Below are 25,068 nucleotides of genomic sequence, written 5' to 3'. Positions count from 1 at the left end.
CTCTACTCCTCCCCCATCCGCAGCGCAGCAATAAACGCCTCCTGCGGAATGCTCACATTGCCATACTCGCGCATCCTTGCCTTGCCCTTCTTCTGCTTTTCCAACAGCTTTTTCTTGCGCGAGATGTCGCCGCCATAGCATTTGGCGGTGACGTCCTTGCGCAGGGCGGCGATGGTTTCGCGGGCGATGATCTTGCCGCCGATCGCGGCCTGGATCGGGATCTTGAACAGGTGGCGCGGGATGAGGTCTTTCAGGCGCTCGCACATGCCGCGGCCGCGCTCTTCGGCGACCGAGCGGTGGACGATCAGCGATAGCGCGTCGACCGGCTCATTGTTGACGAGGATGTTCATCTTCACGAGGTCGCCTTCGCGCAGGCCGATCTGCTCGTAATCGAAGCTGGCATAGCCGCGGCTGATGCTCTTCAACCGGTCGTAGAAGTCGAACACCACCTCGTTCAGCGGCAGCTCGTAGGTCACCTGCGCGCGGCCGCCGACATAGGTGAGGTCGGTCTGGATGCCGCGGCGGTCCTGGCACAGCTTGAGGATCGCGCCGAGGTATTCGTCGGGCGTGTAGATCACCGCCTTGATCCAAGGTTCCTCCACCGCGTCGATCCGGTTTACGTCCGGCCAGTCGGCGGGGTTGTGGATGTCGACGACGGCGGCGTCCTCGTTCTTCGTGTGGGCGAGGTGGACGCGGTAGACTACGGACGGGGCCGTGGTGATGAGGTCGAGGTCGTATTCGCGGCTGAGGCGTTCCTGGATGATCTCGAGGTGCAGCAGGCCGAGGAAGCCGGCGCGGAAGCCGAAGCCCAGCGCGGCGGAGCTTTCCATCTCGTAGCTGAAGCTGGCATCGTTGAGGCGCAGCTTGCCGATGCTTTCGCGCAGTTTCTCGAAATCGGCGGCGTCGACCGGGAAGAGGCCGCAGAAGACCACGGGCTGGACTTCCTTGTAGCCTGCCAGCGCCTTTTCCGCCCCGCCCTTCACCGTGGTGATCGTGTCACCGACGCGGGCCTGTTCGACTTCCTTGATCTGCGCGGTGATGAAGCCGATCTCGCCGGGGCCGATTTCGGGCAGGTCGACGCGCTTGGGGGTGAAGGCGCCCACACGGTCGATCAGGTGCTGCGTGCCGCCCTGCATGAACTTGACCTGGAGGCCCTTCTTGATGACCCCGTCGATCACGCGCACGAGGATGACGACGCCGAGGTAGGGGTCGTACCAGCTGTCGACGAGCATGGCCTTGAGCGGTGCATCGCGGTCGCCCTTGGGGGCGGGAATGCGGGCAACGAGGGCTTCGAGAGTGTCCTCGATGCCGATGCCGGACTTGGCGCTGGTGAGGACGGCATCCGATGCGTCGAGGCCGATGATGTCTTCGATCTCCGCCTTGACCTTGTCGGGCTCTGCGGCGGGCAGGTCGATCTTGTTGATGACGGGCACGATCTCGTGGTCATGCTCGATCGACTGGTAGACGTTGGCGAGCGTCTGGGCTTCCACGCCCTGCGCGGCGTCGACCACCAGCAGCGCGCCTTCGCAGGCGGCGAGGCTGCGGGAGACCTCATAGGCGAAGTCGACGTGGCCGGGCGTGTCCATGAGGTTCAGCTCATAGGTCTCGCCGTCGCGCGCGGTGTAGTTAAGGCGCACGGTCTGCGCCTTGATGGTGATGCCGCGCTCCTTCTCGATGTCCATGTTGTCGAGCACCTGCTCGGACATCTCGCGCTCGGTCAGGCCGCCGCAATGCTGGATCAACCGGTCGGCAAGCGTGGACTTGCCGTGGTCGATATGGGCGATAATCGAAAAGTTACGGATCTTGGAAAGGTCGGTCATTGCGACCGCCCTTTAGCCGCGCGTTTGCGCCCTGTCAGCAGCAAAGCGCGTGCGCCTATCCTTCTTGCGGACCGGTGCCCTGCTTGGGTGCATTCGACGAGAGTTTGAACTGCGCATAGCTGCCCGGCGCAGCCTCGGGTGCCTGGCTGTACTTGCCCGGCGGAAGTGCTGTGAGCGGAGCGCCGGCGGCGGCCAGTTCATACGGGCTGACACGGTGGCGGGTGCACAGTCCCCCTGCCCCGTCGTCGACCAGTTCCTGTTCGAATTCAACGCCCTGCGTGTCATCCATCGTGCGGCGCACGGTGCAGACAGCCAGCTGGCCTTGACCGAAGTCGAGCACGAACTGCGTCCCGACAGGCACGTCCTCGAGGCCCTGGATCATGGCACCCGAACGCGAGAGGTTGCGCAGGGTCACGTCGTAATAGTGATCTTCGTGGATCAGGCCGATCTTGCGGAAGACCGTGCGGCGGCTTGCGCGCTGGCTGCCCTGATCGGTCGGCTCCAGCGTCCAGTCGCCGTTCGCGATGTCTTCGAGGACCGCCTCGTGGCTGATCGCTTCGGAAAAAACGAAGCCCTGCACATGGCTCACGCCGATCTTCTTCAGCTCGGCCATCAGGTCCATCGCGTGGACGCCGTTGGCGACCGTTTCCATGCCCATGGCGCCGGCAAGTGCGACCACTGCGCGGACCAGCTCCATGTCCCCGAGATCGTTGCCCATGACGGGCTCGAAGAAGTTCGCCCCGATCTTGAGCGAATTGAACGGTGCGCGGCGCAGGTAGCTGAGCGAAGAAAGGCCCGTACCGTACTGGTCGAGCGTCAGGCGCACGCCAAGCTTGAAAAGGGCGCCAAGGGCGGCGTCGACCTTGCTGGCATCGCCGAGAAGGACGGATTCGTTGAGCTCCAGGTCGAGGCGCGCCGGATCCATCCCGGTTTCCTCTAGCACGCTCTCGACCATCTCGACGAAGCCGTTGGCCTCGAACTGGACGGGAGAGATATTCATCGAGAGGCGCAGGCTTTCGGGCCAGTCCTTGGCCTGCTCGCAGGCCTTGCGCAGGGCCCATTCGCCGATGGGAATGATGAGGCGGCTGCCCTCTGCCACCGGGACGAAGGTTTCCGGCTGCACACGACCCCGGTCCTCGTCTTCCCAGCAGAACTGTGCTTCGAGTGCGACGACCTTGTTGGAATCGAGCGCGACGCACGGTTGGTATTCAAGCTTGAAGTCGCCCGCCTCGATGGCCTGGGCGAGGTCTTCTTCCATGCGTTTGCGCAGGTTTGCCTCGTGTTCGAGGTCGGCAGCATAGAAGCGGAACTGGCCACGGCCGCCGTTCTTCGAGGCGTAAAGCGCGAGGTCGGCGGCACGCGTAAGGTCTTCGCGTTCGAGGCCGTCGTAAGGCGCGATCGCAACGCCAACCGAACATCCGATGGAGCAGCGCCCTTCTTCGACAGAATAGGGCTGCGAGAGCATCTGGATGATCTTCTTCGCGAGCTCGCCCAGTTCGCCGCGGTCGTCCATGTCGGGGATGAGGATCTGGAATTCGTCACCACCAAGTCGGCCGATTTCGCCGCGACCCGCGACGACCGAATTCAGCCGTTCGGCAACCTGCTGGAGAAGCTGGTCGCCAGCTGCATGACCGAGAGTGTCGTTGACCTGCTTGAACCGGTCGAGGTCGAGCATCATCAGCGCAGCTGCACGCTTGGCGCTACGGAAGGTCTGCAGCGTGGAATCGATGCGCTGTTCCATCCGGTGACGGTTGGCGAGGCCGGTCAGGGAATCGAACTTGGCGAGGCGGCTTGCCTCCTCCTCGGCACGGAATTCGTCGGTGATGTCGCTGGCGGTTCCGCGGAAGCCGAGGAAGTCCCCAGCCTTGTCGTACATCGGGCGACCCGAAAGGCGCACCACGAGGTCCGATGTATCGTCACCGGTTTCGACCGTAAGGCCGGAAAAGCTCTTTCGCGTACCGAGCTTCAGACCCAGCGAACGCGCATCGCCATCACCCGCCACGGGGGCGAAGACGTGTTGAAAGGGAATCTCGAAGGCATTGGCGGCCTGGCGGCCCATCGCTTCGAAAATGGCCGGGCTGAGGTAGGTAAGCATGCCCTTGGCATCGGTCGCCCAGAAACAGGCAACACCCGAGCTTTCGAGCTGTTCGACAATGGCCAGCTTCTCTTCACCCGAAAACTCGGGTGCGAGAGGCATTATCGCGTCCGGTCCATGCGAGGAATCGGACGTTTTGCGGCCTTTGAAGAATTCGGTGAAGGGCATGGCCCCCATGTTCGCTAGACCTCGTCAAAGCCAGTTTGGTTCATCTGGCCTAGCGAGAAATGGTTATTTTTAGACTAACGCCGGGCGCTTTCGGAAGCATGCCGAAGAGGTGATCAGGGCTTCACGACCTTCGCTTCGGCAAATGCCGGAATGGAGCGGCCGCCACTTTCCCCCGTAAGCATGCCATAAGCGTCCTGCGGCAGTGCAGAGAGCGGCCTTCCGGCAGCCTCGATCGCGTAGGGCGAGACGCGGTGGCGCGTGCAGAAGCCATCGGCACCGTCGCTGATGAGCGGGGTCTCGAACTCGACCCCTTGCGTTTGCTTGGACGAACGGCGCACTACCGCCACGGCCAGTTGACCGGCACCGAAGTCGAGCACGAAATTCGTTCCGACAGGTACGTCGAGCAGCCCCTCGATCCGGGCACCCGTCTTGGAGATATTGCGCAGCACCACCTGATAGCGGTGATCGTCGTGAATGGCGCCGATCGTACGGAAAACCGTCTTGCGTTCCGAACGCGAACGTTCCGGTCCGCGCGGTTCGTATTTGAGGTCTCCTTTGGAGAGGCTTTCGATCGCCTCCTCGTGCGGGATCGGGCGCGAGAAAAGGTATCCCTGGATATGCGTCGCGCCGCGAGCAGTCACGAGCTTGAGCTCGTCCTTCGTCTCGACGCCTTCGCAAACGGTTTCCATGTTCAGCGCATCGGCAAGACCAACGATGGCGCTCATGATAGCGGCGTTGTTGTTGTCCGGATCGGTAGCGCCGCGCACGAAGCTCTGGTCGATTTTGATCTTGTCGAACGGCGCGTGCTGCAGATAGCTGAGCGAAGAATAGCCGGTCCCGAAATCGTCCAGTGCCAGTCGAACGCCGAGCTCTTTCAATTCGAGGAAGGTCTTCTGGGTCTGCGCGGCATCGCCGATGAAGACGCTTTCGGTAATCTCGAGCTCCAACCGTTCGGGTTTGAGCTTCGAGGCCTGCAGCGCGCTCTTTACCTGATCGACAAAGCCCTCCTGCACGAACTGCGTGGCAGAAACATTGATGGCGACCCGAAGATCGACCGGCCATTCGACGGCCTGCATGCAGGCCTTGCGCAGAGCCCATTCACCGATCTGGTTGATGATGCCGAGATCTTCGGCAACCGCGATGAATTCCTCGGGCGAAACGAAGCCACGTTCCGGGTGCTCCCAGCGGATCAGGGATTCGAAAGCGGCAACGTTGTACGTGTCCGATTTGACGATCGGCTGGTAGTGCATCGTCAACTCGTCGCGATCCAGCGCGTCGCGCAAGTCTTCCTCGAGCAGGCGGCGCAATTTCGCGCCTTCCTCGAGGTCACTTGAATAGAAGCGGTACTGACCGCGTCCCCCGCCCTTTGCTGCATAGAGCGCAAGGTCGGCTGCCTTGACGAGATCGTCCGTCTCAAGCCCGTCGTATGGTGCGATCGCAATGCCCAGCGAAACGCCGATAATCGCGCGCGAACCGTTGATCGAATAGGGCTGCGCCAGCATCTGGATCACGCGGGCGGCGATATCGCCGAGCTCTCCGCGATCATCGATGTCCGGCAGGATCACCTGGAATTCGTCACCGCCCAGACGGCCGATTTCACCGCGAGTTTCAAGAATGGCATTGAGCCGGGCAGCCACCTGCTTGAGCAATTCATCCCCAGCCGGATGGCCGAGCGTATCGTTGACCTGCTTGAAGCGGTCCAGATCGAGCATCAGGAGCGCGCAAACGCGTTTCGAGCTGCGGTAAGCCTTGAGCTTTGCGGTCAGCTCTTTCTTCATGCGGTGGCGGTTCGAAAGACCGGTCAGCGAGTCATATTGCGACAGCCTTTCGGCGTCCTTCTGCGATTCCCGGGTGACAGTGACGTCCTTCGCGCTGCCGCGATAGCCGGTGAACTCATTGCGCTCGTCGAACTGGGGCTTCCCGGCGATCTCCCACCAGACCTCGTGATCGGGGAGCGCGAGACGGACCTGGAGCTGAGAGATCGAATTGCGCGCTGCGAGATAGAAGGTGAGCGGCCTGTCCTGCTGTTCCGCCTTCTCGTCGCGGGTAATGCGGCATGGCACGAAGAGGTCCGTCAGCGGCTTGCCCAGCGTCTCGCCCTCGTCCAGACCGAGCTTGTCGATGGCGTTTTGCGAAAGATAGATCAGGCGCCCATGAGCATCGGTCGCCCAGAACCAGCCGAGACCCGCATTCTCGAAACTGTCGAGAAGTTCGACACGGCGTTCGTGATCGGTCGGCAGGATCGGAACCAGCGGAGCCTCGCGCTGCCCGTCACCGTCACGTGAAGAGCGCGCACTCCTGTTAAAGAATCCGCCCATGGCTCCCATATTCCTCGACCCTAGCGCCCCTGATTTCGCGACCCGAATTCATGTGCCTTTTGGCACTGGGAGAGCGCATACGTGGAAACCCTTACCAAACGCATAACCATATCAATCCAGCGTATGCGGGAGTCTCTAAGCTTGCCTCGCGCAACCGGTCGCTGCATTGTGCTGGAAATTGCGGGGGAGACGCCTTTCATGCGCCATATCGCCATCGTCGGATCGGGGCCGGCCGGATACTACACGGCCGAGGCTGCGGCAAAGCTGTGGGGCGATGATGTGAGGGTCGATGTGTTCGATACCCTGCCCGTCCCCTACGGATTGATCCGCACCGGCGTCGCGCCCGATCACCAGTCGATCAAGAAGGTCTCGATGCGGTATGAAAAGACCGCCCTGACCGACAACGTGCGATTTGTCGGCAATGTCGAAGTCGGCAAGGACGTTTCGGTCGGTGACCTGCAGGAACTCTACGACGCCGTGATCTTCGCGACCGGCGCACCGCATGACCGCCAGCTCGGGCTGGAGGGCGAAGACCTCGGCAACGTCATCGGCAGCGCAGCCTTTGTCGGCTGGTACAACGGCCATCCGCAGTTTGCCTCGCTCGCGCCCGACCTATCCGGCAGGCACGCCGTGGTCGTTGGCATGGGCAATGTCGCATTGGACGTCGCGCGCATCCTCTCCAAGACGGAGGCCGAGTTCGCAGGGTCGGACATCGTGAGCCATGCGCTCGATGCGCTGAAGGGCTCCAATCTCGAGACCATCACCATCCTCGGCCGACGCGGCCCGCACCAGATCATGATGACGCCGAAGGAGCTGGGCGAGCTCATGCATCTCGAACGTGCCAGTCCGCAGGTCGAAAAGGACGACCTGCCACCCGAGGGGGATGACGCTATCCTCGAACCGGGCCTGCGCAAATCGGTCACCCTGCTGCGCGATTTCGCGGCCATTCCCGAGAGTATCCACGGCGAAACGCCGATCACCATCGGGTTCGACTTCTTCGCCAACCCCAACGCCTTCCTCGGCGATGACGGCAAGGTAAAGGCAGTCGAGGTCGAGCGGACGACCATCGAGAAGGGGCGCGCCGTCGGCACCGGCGAGACCTATCAAATTCCCGCCGATATCGTAATCACCTGTATCGGTTACCGCTCGTCGCCGATCGAGGGCGTGCCCTTCGACGAACGCGCGGGACGCTTCGCCAACGACGAGGGGCGCATCCTGCCTGGCCTCTATTGCGTCGGCTGGGCAAAGCGCGGACCGACGGGCACGATCGGCACCAACCGGCCCGATGGGTATGCAGTGATCGATCTCGTTGCTGAAGACATCGGCAACGGCTCGCGAAAGCGCGGCCGCGACGGTTTCGATGAACTGGCAGAGCAGCGCGGGCTCGACATCGTGACCTTCCGCGACTGGCAGAAGATCGAGGAGGCCGAAGCCGCCGCTGCACGCGATGGCTCGCCAAGAGAGAAATTCGTCGATATCGAAAGCATGATTGCCGCACGTGGCTGAGGCGGAACGGCCGCCCCGCGCCGCTCGTTCGATAGGCAAAGAATAGTAGTTGAGAGGAAATTCCCCGCAGATGCCCAAGCTCGAAGATGAAGCCGCCCAGCACACCAGCGCCCTCGGACCCCTCATCGGTCTGACCCGGGAGGATATCTTCGGCGCAGTCGCCGTCATGCTCCGCGAAACCGCATCCGATCCGCAGCGCCTCATGAAGCACAGCCAGGCAATGGGCGAGGACATGATCAAGATCATGACCGGCAAGAGCGATCTTGCGCCCGACCCGAAGGATCGCCGCTTCCAGGACCCGACCTGGCAGTACAATCCCTTCATGCGTGCCGGCATGCAGTATTACCTCGCGGTGCAGAAAGGCGCCTCGCGCTGGCTTGAAGATCTCGAACTGGACGAGCTGGAAAAGGACCGCGCGCGGTTCATCTCGAACATCATCATCGACAGCCTTGCCCCGACGAATACGCTGGTCGGCAACCCCAGCGCGCAGAAAATGGCCATCACCAGCGGCGGCCTCTCCCTCGTGAAGGGCCTGAAGAATGCCTATGACGACATGGTCAACAACAAGGGCATGGTCAGCCAGGTCGACAAGAAGCCCTTCAAGCTGGGCGAGAATATCGCGACCTCGAAAGGCGATGTCGTCCTGCGCACCGAGATGATGGAACTGGTGCATTACGCACCCACGACCGACGAGGTCTACGAGATCCCGCAGCTGACCATCCCGCCGCAGATCAACAAGATGTACATCAACGACCTCTCGCCGGAGAAGTCGGTCGTGAAGTACCAGCTCGACAACGGCATCCAGACCTTCGTCATCAGCTGGAAGAACCCGACCAAGGAACAGGGCAGCTGGGACATGGCCGATTATGTCCGCTCCTGCCGCGAGGCAATGGAGGCGGTCAGCAAGATCACTGGCAGCAAGAAGGTCAATGTCTCTGCCGGTTGCTCGGGCGGCCAGACCGCCTCGATGCTGGCCAGCAAGATGGCCGCCGACGGCGACGACCTGCTCGGCACGCTCACTCTGATGGTCTGCGTGCTGCACCCGAAACAGAACGACATCGAGGCAGGCTCGCTGGTGAGCGAGAACGGTCTCGAACTGGCCCGCCGCCGCGCCTCCAAGAAAGGCGTCATCAAGGGCGACGATCTTGCCCGCGGCTTCGCGTGGCTGCGCCCCAATGACCTCATCTGGAACTACGTGATCAACAACTACCTGCTTGGGCAGGACCCGCCGGCCTTCGACGTGCTGTTCTGGAATGCCGATGCGACCAATCTGTCGGGCGCGCTTATGGGCGACTTCCTGACCGTTTTCGAAACACTCGCCTTCACCAAGCAGGGCGAGGTCGAGATGGTCGACCACAAGATCGACCTGTCGAAGGTGACGAGCGACCTCTTCATACTCGGCGGCGTGACCGACCACATCACCCCGTGGAAGGCGACCTATCGCTCCACCCGCCTCTTTGGATCGAAGGACATCACCTACGTCCTGTCGCATTCCGGGCACATGCAGGCGATTTTGAACCCTCCGGGTAACCCCAAGGCAAAGTATTACATCCAGAAGGACCCGAAGAAGAAGCTGCCCGAGACCGCCGACCAATGGCTCGAGGGCACGGAAGAGGTCGCGGGCTCCTGGTGGCCCTACTGGATGAACTGGGTGCAGGAACGCTCGGGCGACAAGAAGAAGGCACCGGCAAAAACGGGGAACAAGGCATATCCGCCTCTGGACCCCGCCCCGGGCCTGTACGTTATGGAAGCCTGCTAAGGGCCATTCGGGACAAATCGCGTGAATGCAAAAACGAAGAACGACATGACCGCCACGGTCGAAATGATGGACGTTGGCGGCCGTACATTGCGGGTGGCCCATTGGCGGCTCGACATGCCGAGCGACCACCCTCCCCTGTTGTTCTTCAACGGCATCGGCGCGAATATCGAAGCGGTCGCACCGCTTGCCGAAATGCTTACCGAGCGAGCGTTCGTCATGTTCGACATGCCGGGCACGGGTGAAAGCCCCGATCCGACCATCCCCTACAATCCCTTCACTATGAGCTGGACGGCGACGCAGATCCTCGATCGTCTCGGCCTCGAAGAAGTAGACGTGATGGGTGTCAGCTGGGGCGGCGCGATGGCGCAGCACTATGCGCTCCAGTATCCGGGCCGCACCCGGCGCCTCGTGCTCGTCGCAACCACCGCAGGCATGCTGATGGTGCCGGGCAATCCGGCTGCGCTCACCAAAATGGCGAACCCGCGCCGTTACATCGACCCCAAGTTCATGAACGAGCACTTCCAGACGCTCTATGGCGGGGTCGACAAGGACGGGGCGGCACACCAGAAGGACAGCCATATCGGCCGTCTCAAGCCGCCCTCCCCGCGTGGCTATTTCTACCAGCTCATCGCCATGCTCGGCTGGACCAGCCTTCCCGCCCTGCCCTTCATGAGCAAGGAAGTTCTGATCATGATGGGCGATGACGACCAGATCGTTCCGCTGATCAATGGCAAGATCCTCAACACCGCCATCCGTAATTCGCGCCTCGAGGTGATCGAGGGCGGCGGCCACCTGTTCCTGCTGACCCACGCGGATGAAAGCGTCGCAGCGCTTCGCGAATTCCTCGATGCACCGGATGGCGAGGACCGTGCAGCAGCCTGATCACGGCATAAGCGGCTGATGGAAAGCGCCGCGCCCGACCCTCTCGTCCGTCCGCTGGCGGCGAGACCGGCTCACGGCGATGGCGGCGCGCTGGGAAAAACGGGATTTGCCTGGGCGGTCTTCGAATGGGCCCGCAATCCCTATTACATCCTCATCGTCATCTACATCTTCGCGCCCTATTTCGCGCGCGACATCATCGGTGCCGACCTCCTCGCGAGTGGAGAGCTCGATCACCTGGCGCCTAATGCGGCAAAGGCCTCTGCCAATGCGCAGGGACAGGCCACAATCGCCTCGGTCACCAAATGGGCAGGATTGATCGCCGCGCTCACGGCGCCCTTCCTCGGTGCCGCTCTGGATCGCGGAGGCAGGCTCAAACCGATCCTCGCCATTTTCCTTGGCACCATAACCCTGTGTTCGGCCATGCTGTGGTTCGCCGAGCCGGGCGGACGGGGCCTCTCGGTGCCGGTCATCATGGCGCTGCTCGTGGCCGCCTATGTAACCTTCACCTATTCTGAAGTGACGCATAATTCGATGCTGAGCGTGGCTGGCTCACCCGGTCGACTGGCCATGATCTCTGGCCTCGGCCTGGCGCTTGGCAATCTCGCTTCTTCGCTGATCTTTATCGGTCTTGCCGTGCTGTTCGTCCTGCCGGGACTGATTGGCTGGCCATTTGCCGAACCCCAGTTCGGGGTGGACCTCGCAAAGTTCGAGCACGCGAGGCTCGCCGGGCCGATTTGCGCCGTCTGGCTCGCCGGCTTCTCGATCGTATTTTTCCTCAACGCGAAGGACCCCGGGACGCCAGGAGCCAGTTGGCCCCTCGCCTTCCGGGATGGCGCACGAAGCGTCATGCAAACCCTGCGCGAGGCGGCCAAGTATCGCGAGCTGATGAAATTCCTCCTCGCGCGGATGTTCTATGCCGATGGCATGGCAGCCGCGCTCGCGCTTGGAGCGGTATATGTCGCGCTGTTTCTCGAGTGGAATTTCCTCGAGATGCTTTGCTACGCGATCTTCGCAAGTGTCTTCGCGTTTCTGGGCGGTATCATCGGTGGTTGGCTGGAAAGCAAAATCGGCGTGAAGCGTGCGCTTGCACTCGAGATAGTAGCCATCGTTCTCGTTGGTCTCTTCCAATTGTCAATCACCCAGCAGAGCCTCTTCCTCGGCCTCGTCGAAAACCGGGTGATCTGGGATAGCCTGATCTTCGAAACGCTGTCGGACCTCGTCTATCTCGCCTCGGTGAGCATCGGCGCCATGACGATTACGGCCAGCATTTCATCCGGCAGGACAATGCTCGTCGCCCTCGCACCGCCGGGCCGCAGCGGGGAATTCTTCGGCCTTTATGCCATCGCGGGCACAATCACTGTCTGGATGGGGCCGCTGTTGGTAGAGTATTTCACCTTGTGGTCGGATAGCCAGCGCATCGGCATGCTTTCGATCAACCTGCTCTTCTTCATCGGTTTGGGATTCCTGCTGACTGTCCGGATGCCGCAACGCTCCGCCTAGTCCGTACTGGACTCATAGGTTGCAATGTGGAACCTTCTCTTTCGAGAGAGGAGCCACATCATGCCAGCATTCGATCTAATCATCCGTGGCGGTACCATCGTCGACGGAACCGGTGAGCCGCGCTTCACCGGAGACATCGCAGTGAAAGACGGACTTGTCGCACAGGTCGGCAACGTTTCGGGCGATGCGGCTGAGGAGATCGATGCGAGCGGGCTGCTGGTGACGCCCGGCTTCGTCGACATCCATACGCATTACGACGGGCAGGCGACCTGGGACCAGGAAATGGCCCCGAGCAGCTGGCACGGCGTGACCACGGTCGTGATGGGCAATTGCGGTGTGGGCTTCGCGCCTGCCAAGCCCGACAAGCACGAATGGCTGATCGGCCTGATGGAAGGGGTCGAAGATATTCCCGGCACCGCGCTTGCCGAGGGCATGAGCTGGGACTGGGAGACCTTCCCCGAATATCTCGACGCCCTCGAAAAGCTGCCGCGTACCGTCGATGTCGGCACCCACGTTCCGCATGGCTCGGTGCGCGCCTATGTGCTCGGCGACCGTGAGCGCCCCGGCGCGGTCCCGACCGACGAAGATATCGAACAGATGTCCGCAATCGTCGAGGAAGGCGTGCGCGCAGGCGCGCTGGGTTTCTCGACCTCGCGCACGGTCCTCCACCGCGATGTCGATGGCGAGGTCGTGCCCGGCACGACTGCGACTGCGGAGGAACTGGTCGCCATCGGGCGCGCCATGGGCCGCGCAGGTCACGGCGTTTTCGAGATGGCCAGCGACATGATGCGCGAATGGGACGAATTCGGATGGATGGGCAAGATGAGCCGCGAAACCGGCCTACCCGTCACTTTCGCCGCACTCCAGTCGATCGCCAAGGAAATGCCGCTCGACGAGCAGATTTCCTCCATGCGTGCGGAGAACGACAACGGCGCGAACATCGTCGCCCAGATCGCCCTGCGCGGAAACGGCATCGTCATGGCGTGGCAGGGCACCGTGCATCCCTTCCGCCTCAAGCCGAGCTGGAAGGAGATCGAGGACCTGCCGTGGGAAGAGCAGAAAGCGAAGCTGTTCGATCCCGAATTCAAGGCCAAGATGCTCGCCGAACAGCACGACTTTTCCGAGGTGAACCAGGACATCATCGGCCTAATCATGGTCGTGTGTGGCGGCTGGAACATGCAGTTCGAGATGGACCCGGACTTCAACTACGAACCGACCGCGGCCGAGAGCATTCTCGAACGCGCCAAGGCAGCAGGCGTTTCGGGCGATGAATACGCCTACGACCTGCTGTGCAGCGATGATGGCAAGGGTTTCATCTACCTTCCGATCCTCAATTACGCAGACGGCAATCTCGATTTTCTCAAGGATCTCCAGCAGTCGGACGATACGGTGAACTCGCTGTCTGATGGCGGCGCGCATTGCGGCACGATCTGCGATGCGGCTTCGCCCACCTTCATGCTGCAGCACTGGGTGCGTGACCGCTCGCGCGGTACCATCAGCCTCGAGAATGCGATCAAGCGCCAGTGCGCCGATACCGCGCGGCTCTACGGCCTCGAGGATCGCGGCGTGCTCGCACCGGGCTACCTTGCCGACATCAACATCATCGATATGGAACGCCTCAAGCTCGGCAAGCCATGGCTCGCCTTCGATCTTCCGGCGGGCGGCAAACGCCTGCTGCAGAAGGCGGAGGGCTATGTCGCAACGATCAAGAACGGCGCAGTCACCTTCCGCGAGGGCGAATGGACGGGCGAGACCCCGGGCGGGCTGATCCGCGGGCCGCAGCGTGCCGAGCTGGCGGAGGCTGCCGAATGAAGGCGATCCGCACCGGCGCAACGCCCTCCACTCTCGATGCCCTTGCCTATGTCGATATCGACGATGCCGCCGCTCCCGGAGCGGGAGAAATCACGGTAGATATCAAGGCCAGCTCACTGAATTATCACGACTACGCGGTCGTGAAAGGTATGATTCCTACCACCGAAGGGCGCATTCCGATGTCCGACGGCGCGGGCGTGGTGACCGCCGTCGGCGATGGGGTGACCGAGTTCGCTGTCGGCGACCATGTCGTCAGCACCTTCTTCCCCGACTGGCTTGACGGCGAACCGCCGCAAACCGCATTTACCCGCGTGCCGGGCGACGGGATCGACGGTTACGCGCGCGAGGCAATCACCGCGCCGACGCACTGGTTCACCCGCGCGCCTGCCGGTTTCAGCCATGCCGAGGCGGCGACGCTGACCTGTGCAGGGCTGACGGCATGGCGCGCCCTCTTCGTGGATTACACGCTCAAGCCCGGAGACACGGTGCTGGTACAAGGCACAGGCGGCGTTTCGATCTTCGCGCTGCAATTCGCCAAGGCAGCGGGTGCAACGGTGATCGCCACAAGTTCTTCGGACGAAAAGCTGGAGCGTGTGAAAGCGCTCGGGGCCGACCACCTCATCAACTACAAGCAAGTCGAAGCCTGGGGACCCAAGGCGCTGGAAATCACCGGCGGCCGCGGAGTCGACTGCGTGGTCGAAATCGGCGGCGCGGGAACGCTCGACCAGTCGATGCTGGCGACCCGTGTCGGCGGCCATGTGGCGCTAATCGGCGTGCTTGCGGGCTTTGCAGGGCCGGTGCAGACCGCGCTGCTGTTCTCGAAAAACCTTACGGTCCAGGGCCTTACGGTCGGAAGCCGCAAGATGCAGCAGGACATGATCGCGGCGATCGAGGCGAACGGCATCCGCCCGGAAATCAGTGACACCTTCGCGCTCGAAAACCTCGCCGATGCCTTCCGCCATCAGGAAAGCGGCGGACACTTCGGAAAGATAGCGATCGAAATTTAAGGCTCGATCACGATCCCCTTGGCGGGATCGATCTTGCCTCCGAGCATTTCGACAAAGACGCTGCGAGCCGCTTCGAGTCCGGTGTGACGCTCGATATCGATCGAGCCACCTGCATCTTCGAGGAAGCCGTGCCAGCTCTCGGCCACCATTGCGCCTGCCTTCTCCGGCCCGTGCTCCTTGAACAGCGCAACCGCGTGGTCCGGGGCAAAGAACAACGTCGGCGTCGGTCCGGGCAGGTCGCCGCCTCCACCCATGCCCGAACCGCGCTCTTCGATATGGGTCGCGCCGACAAGGCAGGAATATTTCAGGTTGTCGCCGAGGTGGTGATGCAGCTGACCGAGCAGCTTCGCATTTCCCGCGAAATCGACCGTGACGCTCGGTTCGCCCGCGATGTCGCCCACAGCGTCATAGGCGAGCACCTCGTTATAGAGGCCGCTGTCCTTCACGAACTGGATATTGCCGGCCGAGGTCAGGCCGATGCGCTTGACCTGCGGCGAGCGGCGCTTTGCGACGCTGGCGAGACCCATGGCGGTTTTGGACGAGGCGCTGGTGAGGATTACCTGCCCTGCCCCGAACCAGTCCTCGCTGCGCATGAAGTACTCGATCAGGAAACCCGTCTTGAAAAGCGGGCCGAAGATCATCCGCTCGCCCTCGCGCGAAGGATCATGCTCGGGATCGGCGGCAAGGCGCGAATACTGGTTGTAGATCGGGCTCATCGGTTGGCGATGCTCGGCCATGTCGACGAAACCGCCCTTGGTCACCTTGCCCGGCATCACGTCGAGATGCGTCGCCATGGGGAGGTACCCGTAGACGCGCTCGCCCACCGCCAATTCGGGGTGGTTGCTTTCGACCACCTTCGCATGGCCCCACATGGGGACGATCCCCTTGCCCTCAGGTGCAGGGAAGAAATTCCAGTAGCCGAAGCCGTCACCGACGACCGCATAGGTCACATTGTTGGCCGTGACCGAAAAGCTCTCGATGGCGAGACGCACTGCGCCGTCGGCGAGTTTACCCTCGTCAACGTCGACCAGTTCGGCATTGGTCAGCTGTGATTTTTCGACATGAACCTGCTGCATAGCGTCTCTCCTCTTGCAAGGGACACTAGGTGCGCAGGCCAGCGAAAGCGAGGCCCAAATTCGCGCTTACTGGCCGGTCTTGGCCCGGCGCTTCTCGATCTGGGTAATGGCATCCCCGGCGCTGATTAGGCGCGAGCCCATGCTTTCCATCCGCGCCGCGCATGGCATCCTCAGGCGGTCGAGATCGCTTGGCTGGAATTCTTTGAAGCGTTCCACCATGGCGCCCTCGATATCATCGCCTCCGGCACCCTCGTAGCGGCCGATGAAGAAGATCATGCCGACCATCACGCCGGTCTTTTCCTCTTCGGTAGCTTGCGCCTGTTCCATGGTGCCGAGGACGTAAGCGAGGAAGATCGCGCAATCGAGATCGTCCTGCATCGTCGGCCCGGCAGGAGCAGGCGCGGTTTCCTGCGCCTGCATCGGAGTGGCCGCCAGCATGAGGCCGGTCGCAGCCGCGATTATTGCATTTTTCATCGCGATCAGACGCGCATCGGCATCAGCACGTAGAGTGCCGGGCTGTCGTCATTCTTGCGGATCAGCGTCGGAGCACCGGCGTCGGCGAGATGGATTTCCACCTGGTCGCTGTCGATCTGGCTGAGGATGTCCTTGAGGTAGCCGGCATTGAAGCCGATCTCGAACCCGTCCGAGCCGTATTCGGCAGCCAGTTCTTCCGATGCCGTGCCGTTGTCGGGCGAGGTCACGGTCAGCGTGACCTTGTCTTTGTCGAGGCCCATCTTGACCGCGCGGGTCTTCTCGGTGGCGATGGTCGCCACGCGGTCGACACCGGCGAAGAAGCTCTTCGGGTCGATCTTCAGCAGCTTGTCGTTACCGGTGGGAATGACGCGCGAGTAATCGGGGAAGGTGCCGTCGATCAGCTTGCTGGTCAGGACCACGCCACCTTCACCGCCGAGCGTGAAGCGGATCTTGCTGGCCGACAGGTCGATCTGGACGTCGCCGTCCATCTTCTCGTCGAGCAGCTTGCGCAGCTCGGCAACGGCTTTGCGCGGGACGATCACGTCGGGCATGCCCTCTGCACCCTCGGGGCGCGCCAGCGTGAAACGTGCGAGGCGATGTCCGTCGGTCGCGGCGGCCTTCAGCACCGGCTGGTCTTCATCCGATACGTGCAGGAAGATGCCGTTGAGGTAATAACGGGTTTCCTCGGTCGAGATCGCGAAACGCGTACGGTCGATCATCTCGGCGAGCGTTTTTGCCGGAAGCGAAAAGCTGGTCGGAAGGTCGCCTTCCACGATCACCGGGAAATCGTCGCGCGGCAGCGTCGGCAGCTTGAAGCGGCTGCGGCCGGCCTTCACGTCCATGCGGTTTTCGGCGGTTTCGAGGCTGACCTGGCTGCCTTCGGGCAGCTTGCGGGCAATATCGAACAACAGGTGCGCGGAAACGGTGATCGATCCCTCGCTCTCGACGCTGGCGGCATCCATGTGCTCGACGACCTGCAGGTCGAGGTCGGTCGCCATCACGCGCAGCCCGTCACCCTCGGCCTCGATCAGCACGTTCGAGAGAATGGGGATGGTGTTGCGGCGTTCGACCACCGACTGAACATGAGAGAGACAGCGCAGCAGCGTCGCGCGTTCGATTGTGGCCTTCATGGTCCTTCTTTCGTCCCTTTTGGGCGTTGTGAAGGCCGGAATCGCCCCACAAGCGCCGGAATACGGATAACGACCTTAGCCATGCTGTCATGACGGGCAAGGTTCACCCGCCAAAGCGCGGATTTCCCTTGGGGATAACCATCACTTTCGCAAAACTTCAGGGCTCGGATCGAAGCCGCTCGACGGCCATGACCGCGGAGGAATGGATTGCGAGCAGTTCGGCAGCGACTTCTTCGGCTTCCGCGCTGAGCTTACCCTGCCGGGTTTCGCTCAGGTAAAGTTCCATGAGCGCCTCGGTGTGAGCTTCACCTTCGACCCCGGACCGTTCCAGATCGAGGACACCTTCGACGAACTCATCGCTCACGCCCTTGGTCTTCAGCCTCAGCCGGCTGGAGCGGGCTATGAGCGAGTGAAGCACCAGCTCGCGGTAGTGCGTATCCTGATCTTCGCTCAATTCCAGACCAGCCGAGCACTGCGAGTAGTGCTCCGAAAAGAGAACGCTTGGATCAACTTCCTCAGTGCCCTTCCCCATCCGAGCGAGAAACGCATCCAGCAGTCTCTCGCCAGCTTCTGCCGCTTCGGGGGTCTCGATGCAGATATCCGCGATCGGCACGTCTTGCGCTTGTGCGGGCACTGCCAGCGCCATCAACGGCGCCATCAACGCTAGGATTTTGCGACCCATGACCTGGGCTTAGCCGTGCATCGCCATGCCGCCGTTCACGTGGAGCGTCTGCCCCGTGACGTATGCAGCTTCGTCGCTGGCGAGATAGGCCACTGCAGCGCCGATCTCGTCACCCTCGCCCATCCGGCCCATCGGAATGCGGCTGTTGATCGCGGCCTTCTGGTCGTCATTGAGCGCATCTGTCATCGCGGTACGGATGAAGCCCGGAGCCACGCAGTTCACGGTGATATTGCGGCTGGCCAGTTCCTGCGCGAGGCTCTTCGACATGCCGGTGAGGCCCGCCTTGGCCGCGACGTAGTTCATCTGGCCGGGGTTGCCGGTGTGGCCGACGACGCTGGTGATCGAGATGATGCGGCCGCCCTTGGCCTTCATCATCGGACGCGCACTGGCGCGCATCAGGCGGAAGCTCGCCTCGAGGTTGATGCGGATCACATCGTCCCATTCCTCGTCCTTCATGCGCATCGCGAGATTGTCGCGCGTGATGCCCGCATTGTTGACGAGGATATTCATGCTGCCGAGCGTGTCGACGGTTGCCGGGATGAGTTCCTCGACCTGCGTCGTGTCGGACAGGTTGCAGGTGATCTCGACGTGGTCGCCGCCGGTGTCCGCGTTCAGCTGTTCGCGGAAGGCACGCAGCTTGTCGCCATTGGAGCCCGAAAGCGCCAGCCGTGCACCCTGGCGGGCGAGAGCATAGGCGATCGAACTGCCGATACCGCCACTGGCGCCGGTTACGAGAGCGGTTTTACCTTCGAGGCTGAACATTATCCGTTTTCCTTCGCAAAATTCTCAAGGTCTTCCATGGTCACGAGGCTGACCGTGGTCGCTTCCTTGTCGATCCGGCCGACCATCGGTCCGAGAACCTTGCCGCCGAGTTCGACGAAGCGCTCCACGCCCGCTTCACGCATGGCGAGGACGCTTTCGCGCCATCGCACACGGCCGGTGACCTGGTCGACGAGCAATGCCTGCTCTTCTGCCGGATCGGTCACTCGCGCTGCGGTCACATTGGCGAACAGCGGTACGGTGAATGCGCTCGGCGAGGTTTCATCGAGAGCGATCTTCATGCGCTTCGCCGCTGGTTCCATGAGCGAGCAGTGGAAGGGAGCGGAAACGGGCAGTTTGATGCCGCGCTTGATGCCGTGTTCCTTGGCAAGCTCGATAGCGCGGTCGATGGCTTCGGCATGACCCGAGATGACCACCTGCGTCGGGTCGTTGTCGTTCGCCACTTCGCAAACCTGGCCCTCGGCGGCAGCTTCTGCGAGCGCCGTTGCCTTTTCGATATCCGCACCGAGCAGCGCAGCCATGGCGCCGACGCCGATGGGAACGGCATCCTGCATGGCGATACCGCGCAGGCGCAGCAGCTTGGCGGTTTCCGCAAGGCCGAAGGCACCGGCAGCGCACAGCGCGCTGTATTCGCCCAGCGAGTGGCCCGCGACGCAATCGGCCTTGTCGGCCAGCGCGATCCCGAATTCCTTCTCCAGCACGCGGAGGGTGGCAATCGAATTCGCCATGATCGCCGGCTGGGCATTGGAGGTCAGCGTGAGTTCGCTTTCGGGGCCGTCCTTCATCACCGACGACAGCTTCTGCTTCAGCGCCTCGTCGACTTCCTCGAAGACCTCACGTGCATGGACGCTGGCTTCGGCGAGATCGACGCCCATGCCGACTTTCTGGCTGCCCTGTCCGGGGAAGATGAATGCAGTCATGTAACTCTCCTTGTCGGCAGCGCGCTTAGGCGCGAGCGGCTCAAGCCTCAAGACCGAAGGGCACGATCCTGTTGGCAGAGCTATGGCCGATGGCGGCGCGGCCGAGGTAAGGAATGCCGCTCTTCTCGCACCAATACTGCACGATCTGTTCGGCATCGGCGCCGAAGGGGCGGTCGTTTTCGGGTACGGCGGTCACCTCGCCAAGCCGGATGCCGGCGACGTCGTGCAAGTGCTCCACGAGGTGAAACATGAGCCGGTCGATGGCATATTCATATTCGCCGACTTCCTCGATCAGGAGCTCGTGCCCGTCGAGTGCAGGCATGAGCCGCGTGCCGACCAGCATGGCGAGCGTATAGAGATTGAATGCGGCGGCCGGCCTGCCCGTCAGCCCCTGCTCCAGCCCTTCGGTGTCGCCGCCCATCCAGCCCAGCACGCGGCGGATCGCCTCGTCACCGCCCTCGCGCTTGATGTCGACCGGCATCGGCGCATGCACGGGACGACCAATGCGGGCGCGGTAGAGGCCGCCGAGCAGCGTGCCGCAGTCGGAATAGCCAAGGTAGGTTTTATGCCCCGCCTCGGACGACGCCTTGCCAAGAAATTCGGGCGCGATCCGGTTCGAGCCATACCCACCCTTGGCAAACCACACGGCTTCGAAATCCGGCGAATTCGCGCATTCGAGCAAGGCCTCGAGGCGGACCTCGTCCGACCCGGCAAAGTGCCCCTCCTCCACGAAGCATTGTTCGTGGAAATGCAAATCGATTTCGGGAAATTCTGTCGCAGCAAGAGTTGTGACGGCCTCTGCATATTCGCGCTTGAGCGGCGTGGCAGGTGCGCAAACGGCTACTTTTCGGATGGGTCGGTGCACGCATGGGACCATGCCCGCTTGTCATCGCGCTTACAACTGCATAGCGAGACCGCAATGACCGACTTCCCCAGCCCCGATGAACTTTTCACCCGTCCGTTCTTCTTCGTCGGTATCGGCGGATCCGGAATGCTGCCGCTCGCGCAGATCCTGAAAGGTCGCGGAGCAACCGTCGCGGGTTCGGATCGCAGCTTCGACCAGGGACGCACGCCAGAGAAATTCGCAGCGCTGGAAAAGCAGGGCTTCGAACTTCATCCGCAGGATGGCAGCGGGATCATTTCAGGCGACCAGATCGTCGTCGCCTCGGCTGCCATCGAGGACACCGTGCCGGAAATCGGCAAGGCGAACGACCTCGGCTGCCTGCGCCTCACGCGTGCAGAACTTAACTCCATCCTGTTCAACACCAGCGGCGCAGGGATCGCGGTGGCAGGGACCAGTGGCAAGTCGACCGTGACCGGAATGCTCGGCTGGATCATGGAGGCCACCGGGCGCGCACCGACCATCATGAACGGCGCGGTGATGAAGAACTTCGTCTCACCGGAACGCCCTTTCGCCAGCGCCGTGGTCGGCGGGCAAAGCCTCTACGTCAGCGAAGTCGACGAAAGCGACGGTTCCATTGCGCTCTACCGGCCTGCGGTCGGCGTTCTGCTCAACGTCAGCCTCGACCACAAGAGCATGGAAGAGCTGCGCCAGCTGTTCGGCGACTATCTTTCGCGCAGCCGAATCTCGGTCATCAATGCCGACGACGCCGAAGCGCTTGCCCTCCTGCCCCATGCGAAGGAAACGATTACCTTCGGCGTCGAGCAGGAAAAGGCGCAGATCGGCATCGTCCCCGGCAGTATCGCGGAAGGGCCGGTGCGCCAGGCTGCAATGGTCGTAGACCGGCATGACGGAAGCCAGCACGCCCTGCGCCTGAACATGCCCGGGCGGCACAATCTGTCGAATGCCCTCGCCGCGATTGCCGGTGCGGCTGCGGCGGGTGTGCCGGTATCGGCTTCGGTGGAAGCGCTGGCATCGTTCGAGGGGCTCGCACGACGCTTCGATATCGTCGGCACCAATCACGCCGCCATCACCGTAATCGACGACTTCGGGCACAATCCGGAGAAATGCGGCGCGACCCTGCGCACACTGCGCGCTCACCCCGGCCGCGTCATCGCCTTCTTCCAGCCTCATGGCTACGGTCCGCTGCGCCAGATGGGCGCGGAACTGGCCGAGGTCTTCGCCCGCGAACTCGCCGAAGACGACATCGTGCTGATGTGCGACCCGGTCTATTTCGGGGGCACGGTCGATCGCAGCGAAGGCAGCGAACGGATCGTGCGCCTGATCGAGGATGCCGGTCAGGTCGCGGAGTACATTCCGGAACGCAAGTCGATCGAGGACCGGCTCGTCAATCTCGCACGCCCCGGCGACAGGATCGTCATCATGGGTGCGCGCGACGATACGCTGTCCGAATTCGCGCGCAGGCTATTTGCGCGCCTAGCCTGAGATGACCACGCGGTTCCTGCCCGCCTGCTTGGCGCGGTAGAGAGCCTTGTCGGCTTCCTCGTAAACACGCGCCAGCGAACGGCCGCGCCCCAGCGTGCCACCGATGCTGATCGTGACATTCGGGAGGTCGCCTTCGCGGCGCCTCTTGACGCCACCGACCTTGCGGCGAACCGCTTCTGCCGTATCGCGCAGGGTCTGCTGGTCCCAGCAATCGAACACGATCGCGAATTCCTCGCCGCCGAGGCGGTATATCCGCGCCGACTTGTCATTGCTGAAGGCCCGCCGGAATGTCCCGGCCGTATCGGCAAGGACCGCATCGCCCACCGTATGGCCCATCGCATCGTTGATCGCCTTGAAGTGATCGATGTCGGCCATGATGAGTGCCTGGCCGTCTTCGATCCGTTCGAGTGCGTCGAAAGCGCGCCGGTTGGCTACGCCGGTCAGCGCGTCGCTATGCGCCATGCGCTGCATCTTGAGGGCATTGATGCGTGCACGGTCCCGTTCGACACGCAGCACCATGAAACGGTCGCCCACTGCCGCGGAAGTTCCGAGGACCAGCAGCACCATTGCCAGGAAGAGCAGATCGTCGATCGGGAATTCCTTGGAGACGACCGTGAACTCCATGAGCAGGCGTATTACTCCGCCGACCAGGATCGGGAAAAATGCCGCCAGCAGGTAGATCGCGACGCGGCTTCCCCGCCTGAACGCGCAGAAAATCGCCGCCAGGAGCGCGAGCGAAACGGGCAGGATACTGAACAGATAGAGATTGTGGTCGTTCATGCGCCAGATCTCGAGATCCAGCATCATGGCAAAGCGGATCACCAGCATGAAGGTGACCAGCGCCATGAGGGCCTTGCGGATGCGGGCCGCCACAAAGCCTTCCTCGATAATATCGAGCGCGAACATCACCGCACAGGCGGTCGCGAAGGCAAGCGTCAGCGTATTGAGCTGGTAGCGCGCATCGAGCGGGAAATCGGGGAAGGACGCGAACACCAGTCCCGAATTGGAATAGACGAAGCCAAGCAGACCGAAGGTAAGACCCATGTGCCACAGGATGAAGCGCGATCGCAGCATGCGCAGGAACAGCAGGTCGAACACCAGCGGAGCGATCAGCAGTCCGCAGATCAGCGCGTAGACAAGCGACCTCGAATATTGCTGGTCGACCGCCTCGCTCACCGCGACAAGCCTGACGTCGCGAGCGGTTGCATAGGTCCGCGGTCGCTCGATGACAGCATCGATGGCGATCAGTTCGGCGCCCACTTCGGGCACCGGCACACTGAAACGGGTGCGTACGAACCAGTTTCGTGCAGCCATCTGCGGATCGACGTCGACCAGCCGCTGCTCGCCATTGTCGTATGTGAAGAGCAGCAGCATGCTATCGAAACTCGAGGGGTCGGTCTGCCAGAACAGTGCGCCTTCCCCCGATGGGATCAGTCCGACGACATCTGCATGGGTCCGCAGGAACGGACTTCGGTTGGCAAATCTCGTATTGCTGCAGTCGAGAGCATGGGCGGGCAGGTCGAATGCCTCGCTGGCGCTCACCGCGCCGCCGACACACAGCAGGTCTTCGAGATGGTAATCGCGCGCAGACGCGGGAGTGGCGATGCCGCACAACACGACAGCCAGCATGCCCCACAGCCATGCGAACGCTCTTCGGCCCACGTCTCCCCCTGGTGACAGCCATTGCTATTGCTTCAACGGCTTATCCGCGCAAGCGAGATGGCAAACCAGCGCGCAGGGGGCAGTGGTCCCGTTTCGGGACGAGATCCTGAAAGTGCGGAACCTAGTGGGCTTCGCGATCCTCGGGCATGAATTTGTGGATCACAACGGCGAGGATCGCGCCCAGCACGAGGCCGATGATTGCCGAAATGGCCGCATAAGTGACCCAGCCGAGGAAGCCGGACAGCGCGCCGGTCGCAGATTTCACCGCATATTCGGCGCCATGCGCGATATCGTAGAACAGGTCGAAGCCCAGCTCATGCGTCCCGTGAACGATGATCCCGCCGCCGACCCAGAGCATCGCGATCGTGCCGATGAACGACAAGGCCACAAGCAAGAGAGGGACCGACTTGAGCAGGAAGCGACCGATCGATTCCGCGAATGCCGAATTCTTTTCGACCATGTGGTAGCCGATATCGTCGAGCTTCACGATGACCGCGACCGCTCCGTAGACGAACAGCGTGACCGCAAGGCCGACGATCGCGAGCACGCCTGCACGCACGATAAAACTCTCGTCAGCGACTTCGCTGAGGATGATCGCCATGATTTCGGCCGAAAGGATCAGGTCGGTGCGGATCGCGCCATTCACGCGCTGCTCTTCGAATTTGACCGGATCGACGATCTGGTCCTCCAGCGTCTTGCCGTGCTTCTTGCCGCCAAGCTTCTCCATCACCTTTTCCGCGCCTTCGTAGGAGAGGTAGGCGCCGCCCATCATCAGGATGAAGATGATCGCCTGCGGCAGGAACCAGCTCAGCAGCAATGCGCCCGGCAGCAGGATCAGGAACTTGTTCTTCAGGCTTCCGACCGTGATCTTGCCGATGATCGGCAGTTCGCGGCTGGGATCGAGCCCGGTGACATAGCTCGGCGTCACGGCAGCATCGTCGATCACGACGCCGGCGGTCTTGCTTCCGGCCCTGCTGGCAGCAACGGTGATGTCATCGACCGACGCAGCGGCAGTCCGCGCAATCACCGAAACGTCGTCGAGAAGGGCTACAAGTCCGCCGGGCACGCATTATCTCCTGTTTTGAAGGCCAACGACCCCCTGCCCCGCCCGTTCCGCCGCGGCAAGCCGG

Annotated in this window: 19 protein-coding genes; 7 read left to right on the top strand and 12 right to left on the bottom strand. The window is 62.3% G+C overall.

Features of this window, described 5'->3' with window-relative positions:
* Positions 1 to 2: 2 nt before the first annotated feature.
* From lepA to K3165_RS00550, 3 genes are all read right to left on the bottom strand, one after another.
* The gene (gene lepA, locus K3165_RS00560; protein WP_221546940.1) at positions 3 to 1,820 is read right to left on the bottom strand and encodes a translation elongation factor 4; all 1,818 of its coding nucleotides are present in this window, start codon (positions 1,818 to 1,820) and stop codon (positions 3 to 5) included.
* A gap of 55 nt (positions 1,821 to 1,875) precedes the next feature.
* On the bottom strand, positions 1,876 to 4,017 hold the full coding sequence (locus K3165_RS00555; RefSeq protein WP_247713842.1) for a putative bifunctional diguanylate cyclase/phosphodiesterase: 2,142 nt from the start codon (positions 4,015 to 4,017) through the stop codon (positions 1,876 to 1,878).
* A gap of 179 nt (positions 4,018 to 4,196) precedes the next feature.
* Entirely contained in the window at positions 4,197 to 6,401 is a 2,205-nt protein-coding gene (locus K3165_RS00550) for a putative bifunctional diguanylate cyclase/phosphodiesterase (RefSeq protein WP_221546938.1), read from the bottom strand.
* Positions 6,402 to 6,599: 198 nt separating this feature from the next.
* On the opposite strand from K3165_RS00550, the gene K3165_RS00545 reads away from it, so the two are divergent.
* The 6 genes from K3165_RS00545 (at position 6,600) to K3165_RS00520 (ending at position 14,867) form a co-directional block, all read left to right on the top strand.
* A complete protein-coding gene (locus K3165_RS00545; protein ID WP_221546937.1) occupies positions 6,600 to 7,907 on the top strand; it encodes an FAD-dependent oxidoreductase in 1,308 nt (435 codons plus the stop codon).
* A gap of 70 nt (positions 7,908 to 7,977) precedes the next feature.
* Positions 7,978 to 9,666, top strand: a complete 1,689-nt coding sequence (locus K3165_RS00540) for a PHA/PHB synthase family protein (RefSeq protein WP_221546936.1) — start codon at positions 7,978 to 7,980, stop codon at positions 9,664 to 9,666.
* Between the two features lie 63 nt (positions 9,667 to 9,729).
* Positions 9,730 to 10,548 (top strand): alpha/beta fold hydrolase, encoded by an 819-nt coding sequence (locus K3165_RS00535; RefSeq protein ID WP_221548275.1) that lies wholly within the window; start codon positions 9,730 to 9,732, stop codon positions 10,546 to 10,548.
* An 18-nt stretch (positions 10,549 to 10,566) separates the two neighbouring features.
* Positions 10,567 to 12,048 (top strand): MFS transporter, encoded by a 1,482-nt coding sequence (locus tag K3165_RS00530; protein WP_221546935.1) that lies wholly within the window; start codon positions 10,567 to 10,569, stop codon positions 12,046 to 12,048.
* Positions 12,049 to 12,108: 60 nt separating this feature from the next.
* Positions 12,109 to 13,860, top strand: coding sequence for an N-acyl-D-amino-acid deacylase family protein (locus tag K3165_RS00525; protein WP_221546934.1), 1,752 nt, complete (start codon positions 12,109 to 12,111; stop codon positions 13,858 to 13,860).
* On the top strand, positions 13,857 to 14,867 hold the full coding sequence (locus tag K3165_RS00520) for a zinc-dependent alcohol dehydrogenase family protein (protein WP_221546933.1): 1,011 nt from the start codon (positions 13,857 to 13,859) through the stop codon (positions 14,865 to 14,867). Before K3165_RS00525 ends, K3165_RS00520 begins: the two co-directional genes overlap by 4 nt.
* Here K3165_RS00520 and K3165_RS00515 read toward each other — a convergent pair.
* The 7 genes from K3165_RS00515 to K3165_RS00485 all read right to left on the bottom strand — a co-directional run bounded on the left by K3165_RS00515 (position 14,864) and on the right by K3165_RS00485 (position 20,806).
* A complete protein-coding gene (locus K3165_RS00515; protein WP_221546932.1) occupies positions 14,864 to 15,943 on the bottom strand; it encodes a DUF2855 family protein in 1,080 nt (359 codons plus the stop codon). The two genes, K3165_RS00520 and K3165_RS00515, sit on opposite strands and share 4 nt — an antisense overlap.
* A gap of 66 nt (positions 15,944 to 16,009) precedes the next feature.
* The gene (locus tag K3165_RS00510; protein WP_221546931.1) at positions 16,010 to 16,417 is read right to left on the bottom strand and encodes a hypothetical protein; all 408 of its coding nucleotides are present in this window, start codon (positions 16,415 to 16,417) and stop codon (positions 16,010 to 16,012) included.
* A 5-nt stretch (positions 16,418 to 16,422) separates the two neighbouring features.
* A complete protein-coding gene (dnaN, locus tag K3165_RS00505) occupies positions 16,423 to 17,547 on the bottom strand; it encodes a DNA polymerase III subunit beta (protein WP_221546930.1) in 1,125 nt (374 codons plus the stop codon).
* 157 nt (positions 17,548 to 17,704) lie between these two features.
* Positions 17,705 to 18,229: a hypothetical protein gene (locus K3165_RS00500; protein WP_221546929.1), complete on the bottom strand. Its 525-nt coding sequence runs from the start codon at positions 18,227 to 18,229 to the stop codon at positions 17,705 to 17,707.
* A gap of 9 nt (positions 18,230 to 18,238) precedes the next feature.
* A complete protein-coding gene (fabG, locus tag K3165_RS00495; RefSeq protein WP_221546928.1) occupies positions 18,239 to 18,991 on the bottom strand; it encodes a 3-oxoacyl-[acyl-carrier-protein] reductase in 753 nt (250 codons plus the stop codon).
* On the bottom strand, positions 18,991 to 19,929 hold the full coding sequence (gene fabD / locus K3165_RS00490) for an ACP S-malonyltransferase (protein ID WP_221546927.1): 939 nt from the start codon (positions 19,927 to 19,929) through the stop codon (positions 18,991 to 18,993). The genes fabG and fabD overlap by 1 nt, the downstream gene beginning before the upstream one ends.
* Before the next feature lie 40 nt (positions 19,930 to 19,969).
* Positions 19,970 to 20,806: an LD-carboxypeptidase gene (locus K3165_RS00485; RefSeq protein WP_247713841.1), complete on the bottom strand. Its 837-nt coding sequence runs from the start codon at positions 20,804 to 20,806 to the stop codon at positions 19,970 to 19,972.
* Positions 20,807 to 20,848: 42 nt separating this feature from the next.
* On the opposite strand from K3165_RS00485, the gene K3165_RS00480 reads away from it, so the two are divergent.
* Positions 20,849 to 22,276 (top strand): glutamate ligase domain-containing protein, encoded by a 1,428-nt coding sequence (locus K3165_RS00480; protein WP_221546926.1) that lies wholly within the window; start codon positions 20,849 to 20,851, stop codon positions 22,274 to 22,276.
* Here the strand turns inward: K3165_RS00480 and K3165_RS00475 are convergent.
* The gene (locus K3165_RS00475; protein ID WP_221546925.1) at positions 22,268 to 23,938 is read right to left on the bottom strand and encodes a sensor domain-containing diguanylate cyclase; all 1,671 of its coding nucleotides are present in this window, start codon (positions 23,936 to 23,938) and stop codon (positions 22,268 to 22,270) included. The genes K3165_RS00480 and K3165_RS00475 overlap by 9 nt on opposite strands.
* A 121-nt stretch (positions 23,939 to 24,059) precedes the next feature.
* Positions 24,060 to 25,004, bottom strand: coding sequence for a DUF808 domain-containing protein (locus K3165_RS00470; protein ID WP_221546924.1), 945 nt, complete (start codon positions 25,002 to 25,004; stop codon positions 24,060 to 24,062).
* Positions 25,005 to 25,068: the final 64 nt, after the last annotated feature.

It is taken from the genome of Qipengyuania xiamenensis, from assembly GCF_019711495.1.
Classification (GTDB): domain Bacteria; phylum Pseudomonadota; class Alphaproteobacteria; order Sphingomonadales; family Sphingomonadaceae; genus Qipengyuania; species Qipengyuania xiamenensis.
The sequence above is the reverse complement of the archived record's forward strand: the minus strand, read 5'-3'. Positions and strand labels throughout refer to the sequence as shown.

Coding starts and splice junctions, on each gene's coding strand:
- lepA (WP_221546940.1), bottom strand. CDS start 1,820: ATGACCGACCTTTCCAAGATCCGTAACTTTTCGATTATCGCCCATATC.
- K3165_RS00555 (WP_247713842.1), bottom strand. CDS start 4,017: ATGCCTCTCGCACCCGAGTTTTCGGGTGAAGAGAAGCTGGCCATTGTC.
- K3165_RS00550 (WP_221546938.1), bottom strand. CDS start 6,401: ATGGGCGGATTCTTTAACAGGAGTGCGCGCTCTTCACGTGACGGTGAC.
- K3165_RS00545 (WP_221546937.1), top strand. CDS start 6,600: ATGCGCCATATCGCCATCGTCGGATCGGGGCCGGCCGGATACTACACG.
- K3165_RS00540 (WP_221546936.1), top strand. CDS start 7,978: ATGCCCAAGCTCGAAGATGAAGCCGCCCAGCACACCAGCGCCCTCGGA.
- K3165_RS00535 (WP_221548275.1), top strand. CDS start 9,730: ATGATGGACGTTGGCGGCCGTACATTGCGGGTGGCCCATTGGCGGCTC.
- K3165_RS00530 (WP_221546935.1), top strand. CDS start 10,567: ATGGAAAGCGCCGCGCCCGACCCTCTCGTCCGTCCGCTGGCGGCGAGA.
- K3165_RS00525 (WP_221546934.1), top strand. CDS start 12,109: ATGCCAGCATTCGATCTAATCATCCGTGGCGGTACCATCGTCGACGGA.
- K3165_RS00520 (WP_221546933.1), top strand. CDS start 13,857: ATGAAGGCGATCCGCACCGGCGCAACGCCCTCCACTCTCGATGCCCTT.
- K3165_RS00515 (WP_221546932.1), bottom strand. CDS start 15,943: ATGCAGCAGGTTCATGTCGAAAAATCACAGCTGACCAATGCCGAACTG.
- K3165_RS00510 (WP_221546931.1), bottom strand. CDS start 16,417: ATGAAAAATGCAATAATCGCGGCTGCGACCGGCCTCATGCTGGCGGCC.
- dnaN (WP_221546930.1), bottom strand. CDS start 17,547: ATGAAGGCCACAATCGAACGCGCGACGCTGCTGCGCTGTCTCTCTCAT.
- K3165_RS00500 (WP_221546929.1), bottom strand. CDS start 18,229: ATGGGTCGCAAAATCCTAGCGTTGATGGCGCCGTTGATGGCGCTGGCA.
- fabG (WP_221546928.1), bottom strand. CDS start 18,991: ATGTTCAGCCTCGAAGGTAAAACCGCTCTCGTAACCGGCGCCAGTGGC.
- fabD (WP_221546927.1), bottom strand. CDS start 19,929: ATGACTGCATTCATCTTCCCCGGACAGGGCAGCCAGAAAGTCGGCATG.
- K3165_RS00485 (WP_247713841.1), bottom strand. CDS start 20,806: ATGGTCCCATGCGTGCACCGACCCATCCGAAAAGTAGCCGTTTGCGCA.
- K3165_RS00480 (WP_221546926.1), top strand. CDS start 20,849: ATGACCGACTTCCCCAGCCCCGATGAACTTTTCACCCGTCCGTTCTTC.